Genomic DNA, 13,256 nt, shown 5'->3' with positions numbered 1-13,256 from the left:
GGCGCGCCTGGACAGGCGCGCCCGGGGTTCTTTACGCGCCCGAGCAGGCGCGATGAATGTACAGACCGTCATGACGGTTCGCGATGTGCTGGAACAGCTTCCGGTCCTCCCGCGTCAGCTCCAGAAGCTGCTCGCAGGTCTCGCTGGTCAGCGTCACGCGGCCCTGACCTGCGGTCACGTTCTCCCGCCCAGGAACCTGCGGCGGCAGGCCCAGCCAGCGGTGCAGATGCCGGGATACGTCGGGCACGCGGGCCGTGGTGCCGACCAGGCCGTAATAGCCTTCCAGGATCGGAATCGCCTCCGCCGCATTGTCGCGGCCGGTCAGCTGGCGGCAGGCCTCGGCGGCCAGTTCCTTTCCGGAATCGGCGATGAACTCGGCGAAGCCCCGGTCGCGGAAGCTGGCGTGCAGCGGGTGGTCCACCCAGGTGGACATGTAGTTGAACGCGGACAGCAGCCGCGCCACCGGGTCCCGCAGCAGGGTCGCGAAGCGGGCGCCGGGGCGAGCGCGGGCCAGTGCTTCCTCGAAGGTGAAATGGCCGCTGACCATGGCATAGGGGGCCACCTGCTCCGGGCTCATCCCCACGAAGGCCTGTTGCGCCGCGGAATCGCCGACCCGCAGCACGCCATCCGCCGGCAGGGCGCGTTCCAGCGCCGCGTGCAGGGCGAAGCCGCCGGTCTTGGGCAGGTGAACAAAGATGAGCTGCACCGGAACCTGTTGGTCCGGCGCCTGGTCATTCAGCATGGATCGACGCAACTCCCTCAACCGGCATGGCCGCCGGACGCAGCCATGATGCCATGGCGGGCCCCGCAGCGGGCATGCTGCCCGCCCTATGTTGCTGAAGCGTCACGGCGTGGCGCAGTGGCAGGCCGGCGCAGGCAGCGCGGCCCGCCGGGGCATCGGGCTCTCGGGGATGTGATAGGCGGCCGCGTCAGCTCCGCCGTGGCCGCAGGAAGGCGTAGACCACGAGGATGAAGCCGCACAGCCACAGGACCCCGACCAGCCAGGGCCGCCAGGCCATCAGAAGCGGCATCCAGGCCACCGGGGCCGCCGCATCGGGGTAATCCACCCGCAATTGCGGACCGGGCCCGCTGGACCAGGCCAGCGCCACGCCCTGCCCATCCAGCAATGCGACATCGCCCTGGTCCAGCCGCGGCGCCGCCGCCGGCAGCAGGGGCGGGGGGCCGATCGGCCGCAGCCACAGGCCAGGTTGCCCGCCGGCGGTCAGGATCTGCACCGCGACCGCCCGTTCCACGCCGCCCAGGTCCAGCACCGGCCGGCCGGCGCGGTTGGACAGCAGGATGCGCCCGGCATCGAAGCGCAGCACCGGGTCGCTGTCGGCAGGCGGCTCGAAGGTGGCGGCGACGAAGGGGCCGCCGGGGGTGGCGGGGGTGCCGGGTTCGGCCAGGGTCACGCGCAGCGGCGCTGCCGCGGGCACCACGGCCCGCAGCACCCACAGCAACGGGTTCAGGCCTTCCGCCACCAGTACGCCCCCCGGCGCATCCACCAGCACCTCCAGCCCCGCGCCGAAGGCCGCCGGCAGGCCGAGGAAGTCGCGGGGCTGGCCGCCGGCGGGGGCGAGGCGGAGCTGGCTGCCGGGCAGCAGCTGCGCCGGGCCACTGGCCGCGGCGCGCTGCAGCACCACCTCGATGCGGTTCTCAGCGGCCAGCGCCCGGGGCGGGACCGGCACCATGATGCGGCCCTGGCCCTCGGCGGTCAGGGTGGTGGTGCCGAGGATGACCTCGTTCAGCAGCAGCGTGGCCACGCCCCGTACCCCGGCAGGGTCAGGCGCGGCGCGCAGCAGTACCTCCAGCGCCTCGACCCGCGCGCCGAGCGGCAGGTCGCGGGTGGTGAAGCCCAGGCTCCAGGCGGCGCGCGCCGTCTCCTGCGGCGCCAGGCTGCCGCGCAGGGCGGCGAAGGGCAGGGAGCCGGGTGGCGGCGGGGCCTCGGAGGCTGTGGGGCCGGTCGCGCCGCCGCTCAGGCTCTCCGCCAGCGCCAGGCCGCGCCAGGGGCTGTCCAGCAGCCGCGCCAGGCGTTCCGGCGCCGCGCCGCCGAGGCTCAGCACCGGCAGCCCGTTCATCAGCCGCACCTGCGCGGCCTCCGCCCCCTGGCCGACCAGCACGGCGCCGGTTTCCCACAGGCGGGCGCCGCCGGGGCCTGGCAGGGCCTGGCCGGGCGGGGCGCTGGCGATGCTCGCCTGCCGCCCCGTCGCGGCCAGGGCGAGGCCGATGCGCAGCGCCGCCGCGGCCTCTGCCGCGCTGATCGGGCCGGGGCGCAGCAGAACCTGGGTGGTGTGCGGCAGCAATCCGAACAGGGCGGCGACGGAAAGCTGCCCCGGTTCCGGCAGCAGCAATGCCAGGTGGCTTTCGGGCAGCAGCGTGGCGCTGGCCGAGCCGGTGTCGCCCAGCAGGCGCAGTCCGAGCCGGAGCTGCCCGTCGGGCCCTGCGAGCGCTGCCTCGGGCAGCGGCAGGTCGACCGTCAGCCGGGTGCTGCCGGGCGGGAAGGGCTGGCTGGCCAGCAGCCGGCCATTGGCGCGCAGCTCGATGGCATGGCGGCCGGGGAAGGGGGCGGAAAGCTCGAATTCCAGCGCCAGCCGGCCCGCCAGGTCGGCAACGCCGCGTGGTAGTGGGAAGGTCGCCTCGGCGCCGGCGGCATCGAAGCCCAGGCCGGTCGGCAGGTCGATCTCGGCCAGGGCGATGCGTCGCTCCAGCGGCGGCGCCTCCGTGGCGGCGCGCGGTGCTGCGATGGCCGGGGCGGGTGCGGCGACCGGCGGGGTCGCTGGCGCGGGGGCCTGCAACTGCGGCTCCACCGGCGCCGGCGGCGGCGGCAGGGGGATGGGTTCGGCGGCGGGCGCTCGTCCGCGCGGCTGCGCCGCTGCCTCCACCCCGCCCGCGATCAGGGCGATGGCCAGGGCGGCGCGGCTGGCGTGGCGCAGGAGGGGGAGTTTGGCTCGCACGGGTCCTCGGTGGTTCGGATGCTGCGAGGCCCCCGGCGCAGACGGTGGCGCCGCTGCGGCGGGCCAGGGTGGGTGGATATTCCACCCACCTCGCGCAGCGGGCAAGCCATCCGCTGCGCGCACCGATTCAGTAGCCGCGTTCGGGATGCGCGAGCAGCGGGAAGGCGGAATGGACATGCGGCGGCACTACCGGGGCGACCTGGTGCAGCATGGATTTCTCCACCGCCGCGAAGCTGTTGGCGCCGAGCAGGCCGAGGCAGGTCTGCACCTCATCCTCCAGCAATTGCAGCACGCGCCGCACGCCATCCTGCCCCGCCGCGGCCAGGCCGTAGCAGTACAGCCGCCCGAGGCCCACCACCTCCGCGCCCAGCGCCACCGCCTTCACCAGGTCTGAGCCGCGGCTGATGCCGCCATCCATCCAGACCCGGGCACGGCCGGAGACGGCCTGCACCACCTCCGGCAGCACGGCGAGCGAACCGCGGCCGTGGTCGAGCTGGCGGCCGCCATGGTTCGAGACATAGACCACCTCGATCCCGTGCTGGACCGCGATCTCCGCATCCTCCCCGGTGCCGATGCCCTTCAGGATGAGCGTCACCTTCGGATGCGCCTCCCGCACCTTGGCGATATCGGCCCAGGACAGGGCGGCCTGGTAGTTCATGCCGGAGGATCGGGCGCGCCAGTGCTTCACGAAACGCTTGGCGATGTCCCGTTCGCGGCGGCTGTAATGGGCGGTGTCCACGGTGATGGCGAAGGCGTCGTAGCCCGCATCCATGGCGCGGCGGATGTGTTCGTCGATGAAGTCGAAGCCGCCGCGGACGTAAAGCTGAAAGACCTTGGCGCCATCCGGATTCGCCTGCGCCGAGCCTTCCAGCCCCGGCTCCGTCACGCTGCTGACGATGATCGGCACGCCGAATTCCGCCGCCGCGCGGCCCGCGGTGGCGGCGCCGCCTGGATCGAAACTGTCCAGCGATCCGACCGGGGCGAGGGCCACCGGCAGCCGGATGCGCCGCTTGCCGAGGAAATCGCCGCTGCTGTCCACCGCGCTGACATCGCGCAGCACGCGCGGCCGGAAGGCCCAGGCATCCAGCGCGGCGCGGTTGCGCAGCATGGTGGTCTCGGTCTCGGTCGCGCCGACCAGGTAGTCCCAGATATTGGCGTTGAGGCGGATCTTGGCCGCCTTCACCAGCTCATGCAGCGTCTGGAACTGTTCCTGTGCTTCCGTCGACATATCCCACCCCTTGGTATTGGCGGTGCAGTGTGCCCCGCCGGGCGGGCGCTTCCTACCCCCGGGCCTGCCTCAGATTGGCGAGGATCGCCTGCGCGCGCGGCAGGGCGGCCAGCGCGGCGACCGACACCGGCAGGCGGCGGCGCCAGTTCGGACGCTCCCGGTCCGTGCCCGGCAGGTTCACCGCCTGGGTCTCGCCGGCCAGATCCTCCGCCTGGGCCAGCAGCAGGGCGGAGGGCGTGCTCGCCACGAAGCCGTGGATCGCGGCGGCCAGTTCATCCGTCATCGGGCCATCCGCCGTGCAATCGGGCGGCAGCAGCCCCTGTTCCAGCAGCGCGTCCAGCAGCGCCGCGCGGTCCGCCGCACGCTCCGCCCTTGCCGCCGCCACATCCGGCAGCAGGCCAAGTTCGGCGCGTTCGGCGATGTCGGCGCCGGTCCAGAAGCCTTCCAGCGTCGCCAGGTCATGCGTGGAGACGCAGGCGGCGGCGCGGGCGGGCCAGTGGTCGGGTGCGGTGAAGCGGGGGCCATGCCGCTCGAACCACAGCACGCGGTACGACAGCACATCGGCCGATCGCAGCGCCTCGCCGATGCCCTCCGGCACCGTGCCCAGATCCTCCCCGACCACCAGGCATTTCGCCTGCAGGCTCTCCAGGGCGAGCTGGCCCAGCAGATCCTCGAAGGGCTGGGCGAGGTAGGTGCCCTCGGAGCCCTTGGCACCGTCCGGCACCAGGAACAGGCGCTTCAGACCCAGCACATGGTCCACCCGCAGCGCCGCCGCGTGGCGCATGTTGGCGCGGATCAGCCGGGCGAAGGGGGCGTGGCCGTGGGCGGCGCCGTGCCGCGGGTCGGGCGGTGGCAGGCCCCAGACCTGGCCGTCCAGCGCGAAGGGATCGGGCGGCGCACCCACGGAGAAGCCGGGTAGGAAGCGGCTGTCGCCGGACCAGATCTCCGCCCCATCCGGCGCGGCGCCCACGGCGAGGTCGCGATACAGCCCCGCCCCGGCGCGGCCGGCCTCGGCAAGCTGGGTATCCGCCACCCATTGCTGGAAGGCGGCGAAGCCGATGGCATCCGCATGTTCGGTGCGGAAGGCGGCCAGCCCGGCATCCTCGCCATGGCGCAAGCCTTGCGGCCAGGCGCGGGAATCGCTGTGGCCGATGCGGTCGGCGATGGCGATGAAAGTGCAGAAATGCTCCAGCGCCGCGCCGCCCGCCTGGCGGAACGCGGCGAGGCCTGGCGGCTCCGCGCCCAGGGCGCGCCAAGCCGCCAGCAGCACGGCGCGCTTGGCCTGCCAGACAGCCGCATGGTCCACCGATTCGCGGGCCGCCAGCGCCTCGAAGACCGGCGCCGCCTCCCTCAGGGCGGACAGGTCGCCCACGCCCGGCAGCGCCGTCACGTCGATGAAGATCGGGTCGAGGAAGCGGCGGTCGGAGGGGTGGTAGGGGCTGGCGCGGGTGCGATCCGTAGGGAACAGCGCATGTGGCGGGCTCAGCCCCGCCACAATCGCCCCTTCGGCCTGCGCCATGCGGGCGAATTCCGCGACGGCTGAGAAATCGCCGATGCCCTGGTCGCGCGCGCCGCGCAGCCCGTAGATCTGCGCCGAAAGCCCGAAGCCCCGGCCGCCGCCTTCCAGCGCTGGCGGCAGATGGCAGCGGGCCGGCGCGACGGTCAGCAGGCAGGCGCGGTCGGGCGCTGCCTCGTCGAACAGGCGGTGGCGACCGGGCGGCAGCTTCGGCAGCGCCACCATCCGCTGCGCCGCGGCGCGGCCATCCGGCAGCGCCAGGCGCTGCGTACTGCCCGCCTCCGGCGGGACGGGGATGCGCTGCGTGCTGCCATCCTCGGCTTCGAGACGCAGCATCACCGGCCGGTCGGACAGGGGCAGCGGCACCAGCGGCGGCGTGGAGCCGCGATGGGTGAGGGAGGTGGGCAAGGCGGGCGGCGCCGAGAGCGCATCCAGGCTGCCGCGGATCGCCGCCGCATTCTCCGCCGGCAGCCCGAGCGCGCCGAGCAGGGCGCGCAGCGTGCTGGCTGGCACCATGCTGCGCGGGCCGGAGATCGGGTGCCATTCGGTGTCGATGCCGGCGGCACGCGCCAGCCGTGCAAGTGATTGGTCTTCCATGCCCATCTCAACCGCGCCACGCGCCAAACGTTCCTCGGCCAGCAGCAGGACGGCGCGCTCGGGCAGGGCTTCCGGCAGAATTGTCGCGGCAGGGTTGGCGCTGTCGGCCAGCAGGCGCCAGCGGTGGTTCGGGCGTGGTTCCGGCAGCGCCAGGGGCTGCGCCGCGCCGGCATTCAGCAGCAGCAGGCAGCGATCCCCCGCCGCATGCAGCAGGGCACCGAGGGATTGGCGGGCATGGTCGTGCCAATCCTCCGGCTGCATCGGCGCGCCATCCGGGCGGAGCCACACCACATCGGCCAGGCCCTCCGCATCCGGCAGGCCGGTCAGCTTGGCTGTCGCGTGCAGCGCCGGATGCGCCAGGCGGGCGGCCACGAGCCGGGCGGTGAAGTCGCAAAGGCCGGTATCCAGTCCGGCCCAGTCCATCCAGCTTTGCGCCGTGTCCTGCGCGTAGGCGTTGTTGTTGCCGCCCTGGCTGCGCCCGGCCTCGTCGCCCATCGCCAGCATCGGCGTGCCGCGCGCCAGCAGCAGCGTGGCCAGCAGTGCGCGCATGTCCCGCTGGCGGCGGGCCAGGATCGCCGGGTCGTCCGTCGGCCCCTCCGCGCCGCAGTTCCAGGAGGTGTTGTCCCCGGTGCCGTCGCGGTTGTCCTCGCCGTTGGCGTGGTTGGCCTTGTGGGCGTAGCTGACCAGATCGGCGAGGGTGAAGCCGTCATGCGCCGTGACGAAGTTCACGCTGTCCGACAGCGGGCGGGCCACGAAGATATCGGCCGACCCGGCCAGCCTGGTTGCCAGCGCGCCAACGCGCCCGGTGTCGCCGCGCCAGAAACGGCGGATGTCGTCGCGGAAGCGGTCGTTCCACTCGCCCCAGCCGGCGGGGAAGCGACCGAGCTGGTAGCCTTCCGCGCCGATGTCCCAGGGCTCTGCAATGATGGTCAGGTTGCGCAGCACGGGGTCCTGGCGCATCGCCTGCAGCAGCGGCGCATGCGGGTCGAAGCCGGCTTCGCGCCGGCCGAGCGTGGTCGCGAGATCCAGCCGGAAGCCGTCCAGCCCGGCCTGTTCCGCCCAATGGCGGAAGCCGTCCATCACCAGCCGCAGCGGCCAGGGGCGATCCAGGGCGAGCGTGTTGCCGCAGCCGGCATCGTTGGCGTAGCGGCGGCCATCATCCGGCAGCAGGCGATGGAAGGCGGCGTTGCCGAGGCCGCGCAGCGACAGGGTCGGGCCAAGCTCATCGCCCTCTCCAGTGTGGTTGAACACCACATCCTGCACCACGGCGATGCCGGCCTCGTGCAGCGCATCGATCGCTGCCCGCACCTCCGCCATGCCGCCAGGCGCAAGCCGCGGATCGGGCGCCAGCAGCGCCACCGGGTTGTAGCCCCAGTAGTTGGTCAGGCCGAGCGGCGGCAGATGGCGTTCATCCACCCAGGCAGCGGCCGGCAGCAGTTCCACCATGGTCACGCCAAGGCGCTTCAGATGCGCCACGCTGGCGGCATGACCGAGGCCGGCGAAGGTACCGCGCAGCGCCTCGGGCACCGCCTGGTTTGCCTGGGAGAAGCCCTTCACATGCAGCTCGTAGATCACCTGCGGGCCAGTTGGCGCGCGGCCGGGCCGTGCAGGCAGCAACGCCGTCAGGATCGCCTTCGGCAGATGCGGCGCGCTGTCCGCCGCATCCGGCGATTCGCCCGTGTCGAACAGGCTGGGGTGCAGCGCGAAGGGCCGGTCGAGCGCCGTGGCCCAGGGGTCCACCAGCAGCTTGTGCGGGTTGAAGCGGTGGCCGCGCCAGGGCTGCCAGGGCCCCTCCGCCCGCAGCCCGTAGCGCGTGCCGGGGGCGAGGCCGCCGACATGGCCATGATGCACATCGCCGGTGCGGCCGGGCAGGCGGATGCGTGCAACTTCCCGGTCCTGCGCGTCGAAGATGCAGACGGACAGCGCCACGGCATCCGGTGCCGGGAAGGCGAAGTTGGCGCCCTGGCTGTCGAGCCTGGCGCCCAGCGGCTCGGGAGACCCCGTCGCCGCGCTAGCGCGCATGCGCAACCGCATCCTTGTAGAGCGCCGCATAGCGCGCGGCGGATCGGGTCCAGGACACGTCGCAGCGCAAGGCATTGGCCTGCAGCTTGGCGAAGACGCGCTTGTCCCGCCACAGGCCGGCCGTCCGCAGCACCGCGGCCTCCAGCATCTCCCGCGTCACCGGGGAGAAATGCAGCCCGGTGCCCTGACCTTCCGCCAGCGCCATCTCATTCGCGTCGATCACGCTGTCCGACAATCCCCCGACATGCGCGACCAGCGGCAGGGCGCCGTAGCGCAGCGCGCAAAGCTGGGCGAGGCCGCAGGGCTCGAAGCGGCTCGGCACCAGGATCACGTCGGAGCCGGCATATATCTGCCGGGCGAGGGCCTCGTCATAGCCGATCTCGTGACCGACGCGGCCCGGATTGGCCCAGGCAGCGGCACGGCAGGCGGCTTCCAGTTCCGGGTCGCCGGTGCCGAGCACGGCAAGCTGCGCGCCCTGACCCAGCATGGTGCCGAGCGCGCCGAGGATCAGGTCGACGCCCTTCTGCCAGGTCAGCCGGCCGACGAAGCCGAACAGCAGCGCGTCCGGGTCCTCATCCAGGCCCAGCCGGCGTTGCAGCGCCGCCTTGTTGATGGCGCGGGGCTTCGGCTGGGTGGCGCTGAAATTGGCCGGCAGCAGCTTGTCCTTGGACGGGTCCCAGGCGGCCTGGTCGATCCCGTTGAGGATGCCGGAGACAGCGCCGGCCCGGCCGCGCAGCAGCCCGTCCAGCCCCATGCCCATCTCCGGCGTGCGGATTTCCGCCGCATAGGTTGGGGAGACGGTGGTGATGCGGTCTGCGTACCAGAGCCCCGCCTTCAGGAAGCCGGTGGTGCCGAAATACTCAACCCCCTCCACCGCCAGCGCCTGCGCCGGCAGGCCGAGCAGCGGGAACAGGGCGAGCGGGAATTTCCCCTGGAAGGCCAGGTTGTGCACCGTGAACACGGAGGGCACGCGCTTCGGCGCGTAGCGCAGATAGGCGGGCGCCAGGCCCGCCTGCCAGTCGTGCGCATGCACCACGTCGAAGTTCAGGCTGCGGATGCCGCCGGTGGCGACCAGGGATGCCATGGCGCCGAGCGCCGCGAAGCGCACGCCGTTATCCGCCCATTCGCCGCCCTGCGGCGACAGATACGGGTTGCCGGTGCGGCCGAACAGGTGCGGCGCGTCGATGGCGATGATGTCCATCCCCGCCACCTCGCCACGCTGCAGCCGGGCGGGGCCGCCGAACAGGTCGTCGATCCTCCGCAGCGCCCGCCCGCCGCCCATCGCCGCCATCACCGCCGGATAGCCCGGCAGCAAGGTGGTGACGCGCACACCCAGCGCGCCGAGGGCGGAGGGCAATGCGCCCACCACATCCGCCAGCCCCCCGGTCTTCACCAGCGGCACGCATTCGGAGGCGACGGAGAGGACGCGCAGGCTCATGCCTCGATCTTGTCGAGCATTGCCTGGGTGACCAGGCAGATGCCCTTCTCCGTACGCCTGAAGCGCTTCGCGTCCTCGATCGGGTCCTCGCCGATCACCATGCCTTCCGGGATCCGCACGCCGCGATCGACCACGACATTGGTCAGCCGTGCCCCGCGGGCGACGTCCACGTAAGGCAGCAGCACGCCGCCATCGACCTTGGTGTAGGAATGCAGATGCACCCCGGTGCAGAGCAAGGAACGCCGCGCGCTGCCGCCGGAGACGATACAGCCGCCCGAGACGAGGGAGGCGATCGCCTCGCCACGACGGCCTTCCGTGTCATGCACGAACTTCGCCGGCGGCACGACTTCGGCGTAGGTCCAGATCGGCCAGTCGCGATCGAACAGGTCGAGGCCCGGGACCACGTCCGTCAGGTCGATATTGGCTTCCCAATAGGCGTCGATGGTGCCTGCGTCGCGCCAATACGGCACGGCTTCCTGGCTGGATCGGACGCAGGAGCGTTCGAAGCGATGCGCCACCGCCTTACCGTGCTTGACCAGGTAGGGGATGATGTTGTGGCCGAAGTCACGCTGGCTGTCCGGGTCCGCGGCATCGCGGCGAAGCTGTTCGAACAGGAACTTCGTCTCGAACACGTAGATGCCCATGGAGGCCAGCGCCAGGTCTTCCCGCCCGGGAATGCCGGGCGGATCCTTCGGCTTCTCCAGGAAGGCCACGATGTTGGCGTTGGTGTCCACATGCATCACGCCGAAGGCGGTCGCTTCCATGCGCGGCACGGCGATGCAGCCCACCGTCACGTCGGCGCCGGATTCGACATGCTGCTGCAGCATGTGCTCGTAATCCTGCTTGTAGACGTGGTCTCCCGCCAGGATGACCATGTGGCGCGGCGCCAGATCCTCGATGATATCTATGTTCTGGTACACCGCGTCCGCGGTGCCGAGGTACCAGTTCTGCCCGTCGCCGCGCTGGCTGGCCGGCAGGATGTCGAAGGTCTCGTTGCGCTCCGGACGCAGGAAGTTCCAGCCCCGCTGCAGGTGGCGGATCAGGCTGTGGGCCTTGTACTGGGTCGCCACCGCGACGCGGCGGATACCGGAATTGATCGCATTCGACAGGGCGAAGTCGATGATGCGCGACTTGCCGCCGAAGAACACGGCGGGCTTGGCACGGCGATCCGTCAATTCCATCAGGCGGCTACCCCGGCCGCCTGCCAGGACGAAGGCCATGGCAGTACGGGCCAGGGGCGCAGAGGCCTGGCTACGGCTGTTCGTCATGGTCTTCTCCCTCTATTTCGTTCTCGATACTCTCCGGCATCAGATAGATGGTGGCCAGCGGAGGCAACACCACCACGGCGGACGCGGGAAACCCGTGCGCGGGCAGCTTTTCCGCCACCACGCGACCCAGATTACCCATGCCCGAACCGCCGAAACCGGTCGCATCGGTATTCAGAATCTCGCGCCACACGCCTGCCTGCGGCAGACCGAAGCGAAGATGAAACCGCGGAACGGGCGTCAGGTTGCACAACACCGCAACGGGTTTTCCACCTTCGCCATCCATTCGCAGCCAGCTGAACACGGAATGCTCCGCGTCATCGGCGTCGATCCAGCGGAATCCCTCCGGCTCCGCATCCCTTGCGTGCAGGGCCGGCGTCTCGCGGTAAAGCTGGTTGAGCTCGCGCACCAGGTTCTGCACGCCCTGGTGGGGGGCGAATTGCAGCAGCCACCAATCCAGCTCACGCGCCTCGGACCATTCGCGCCACTGTGCGAGCTCGTCGCCCATGAACAGCAGCTTCTTGCCGGGGTGCCCGTACATGAAACCGTAATACGCGCGCAGCGTCGCGAAGCGCTGCCAGTCATCGCCCGGCAGCCGGCCGAGCAGCGAGCCCTTGCCATGCACCACCTCGTCATGGCTCAGCGGCAGGACGAAATTTTCGGAGAAGGCATACACCATGCCGAAGGTCACCAGATTATGGTGCCAGCGGCGGTGCAGCGGGTCGAGCGCGATGTAGCGCAGCGTGTCGTTCATCCAGCCCATGTTCCACTTGAACTGGAAGCCGAGCCCGCCTTCATCGGCTGCATGCGTGACACCGGGCCAGGAGGTCGCTTCTTCCGCGAACACGGCGGCACCGGGCGCTTCTTCCGCAACCAGCGCATTGACCTGGCGCAAGAACGCAACGGCCTCGTGGTTCTCGGTGCCGCCCTCCTCGTTCGGAATCCAGTCGCCGGCGGCGCGGCCGTGGTCGAGATGCACCATGGTGGAGACGGCATCCACGCGCAGCCCGTCGGCGTGGAATTCCTGTGTCCAGTATAGCGCGTTGGAGGCGAGGAAGCCGGCCACCTCACGACGTCCGAAATCGAAGGTCGCCGTGCCCCAGCCCTTGTGGAAGCCGCGCTTCGGATCGGGGTGTTCATACAGCGCGTGGCCGTCGAAGCGGATCAGCCCGTGCTTGTCCTGCGGGAAATGCGCCGGCACCCAGTCCAGGATCACGCCAAGGTCATGCGCGTGGCAGGCCGCGATGAAGCGCTTGAGGCCCGCCGGGTCGCCCATGCGGGCGGTGGGGGCATGCAGCCCGATCGGCTGGTAGCCCCAGCTTTCATCCAGCGGATGCTCCATCACCGGCATCAGCTCGATGTGGGAAAAACCCATCCAGGCGACATAGGGCACCATGGCGACGATCAGATCGTCCCAGGAATAGAAGCGGCCATCCGGGTGGCGGCGCCAGGACGGGGCGTGGACTTCGTAAATCGTGATCGGCGCGCGGGCCGATTGCCGGTCTTCCCGGCGCGCCAGGAAATCGGAATCCTGCCAGGGGAAAGCGGCGTCATCCTGCACCACGGATGCGGTGGCCGGGCGAAGCTGCGCAGCGCGGCCGAAGGGGTCCGCCTTCAGCGGCTGCACCTCGCCGTCCGCGCCGAGGATCTCGTATTTATAGGCGGCGCCGGCGCCGAGGCCGGGGATGAAGATCTCCCACAAGCCGCTATCGACGCGCTTGCGCATTGGGTGGCGGCGGCCGTCCCAGGCGTTGAAATCGCCGACCACGGAAACCCGCTTCGCATTCGGCGCCCAGACGGCGAAGCGCGTGCCGTGCACAGCCTCATGCACCACCACATGCGCGCCGAGGCGTTCATGCAGGCGCCGATGCGTACCCTCGACCAACAGGTGGTCGTCCAGCGGCCCCAGCGTGGCGCCGAAGCGGAACGGGTCCTCCAGCTCCCAGGTGCCGCCATCATTCTCGGCCCGCAGGCGATAGCCGAAGGGCAGGCGGCGCTTCGGCAGCAGCCCCTCGAAGATGCCGGCGCTGTCGCGCTGGTCGAGGCGGATGGGCGGCCCGCCATCCGCCGGCAGCACGAACAGCCGCGCCGCATCCGGCACGAAGGCGCGCAGGACAAGCCCACCCGCCACCTCATGCGGCCCCAGCCAGGCGAAGGGGTCGCCATGGCGGGCGTTTCGCAGCGCCTCAAGCTCGGCCGTCGGCATCTGCCAGGCTTCCATCATCGGCGCTTCACC

General features: G+C 71.3%; 7 protein-coding genes. All 7 read right to left on the bottom strand.

Translation table 11 applies throughout. The annotated features are described in order from the left end of the window. Window positions 1-31 precede the first annotated feature (31 nt). Window positions 32-742 carry a hypothetical protein gene (locus HB662_RS25590; protein WP_168054296.1) on the bottom strand — a complete coding sequence of 237 codons (711 nt, stop codon included), beginning with the start codon at window positions 740-742 and terminating at the stop codon, window positions 32-34. A 187-nt stretch (window positions 743-929) separates the two neighbouring features. After that, window positions 930-2,954, bottom strand: coding sequence for a hypothetical protein (locus HB662_RS25585; protein ID WP_168054294.1), 2,025 nt, complete (start codon window positions 2,952-2,954; stop codon window positions 930-932). Window positions 2,955-3,081: 127 nt separating this feature from the next. Beyond that, on the bottom strand, window positions 3,082-4,182 hold the full coding sequence (locus HB662_RS25580) for an alpha-hydroxy acid oxidase (RefSeq protein WP_168054292.1): 1,101 nt from the start codon (window positions 4,180-4,182) through the stop codon (window positions 3,082-3,084). 52 nt (window positions 4,183-4,234) lie between these two features. Then, window positions 4,235-8,317: a glycogen debranching protein GlgX gene (glgX, locus tag HB662_RS25575; protein WP_168054290.1), complete on the bottom strand. Its 4,083-nt coding sequence runs from the start codon at window positions 8,315-8,317 to the stop codon at window positions 4,235-4,237. After that, window positions 8,307-9,749: a glycogen synthase GlgA gene (gene glgA, locus HB662_RS25570; protein WP_209443486.1), complete on the bottom strand. Its 1,443-nt coding sequence runs from the start codon at window positions 9,747-9,749 to the stop codon at window positions 8,307-8,309. The genes glgX and glgA overlap by 11 nt, the downstream gene beginning before the upstream one ends. A 2-nt stretch (window positions 9,750-9,751) precedes the next feature. Continuing rightward, a complete protein-coding gene (gene glgC / locus HB662_RS25565; protein WP_168054287.1) occupies window positions 9,752-11,023 on the bottom strand; it encodes a glucose-1-phosphate adenylyltransferase in 1,272 nt (423 codons plus the stop codon). Continuing rightward, window positions 11,007-13,244, bottom strand: a complete 2,238-nt coding sequence (glgB, locus tag HB662_RS25560) for a 1,4-alpha-glucan branching protein GlgB (RefSeq protein WP_209443476.1) — start codon at window positions 13,242-13,244, stop codon at window positions 11,007-11,009. The genes glgC and glgB overlap by 17 nt, the downstream gene beginning before the upstream one ends. Window positions 13,245-13,256 lie beyond the last annotated feature (12 nt).

Source organism: Falsiroseomonas frigidaquae (genome assembly GCF_012163145.1).
GTDB lineage: Bacteria > Pseudomonadota > Alphaproteobacteria > Acetobacterales > Acetobacteraceae > Falsiroseomonas > Falsiroseomonas frigidaquae.
Note: the sequence above shows the minus strand (reverse complement) of the source record. Positions and strands in the feature narration are given on the sequence as shown.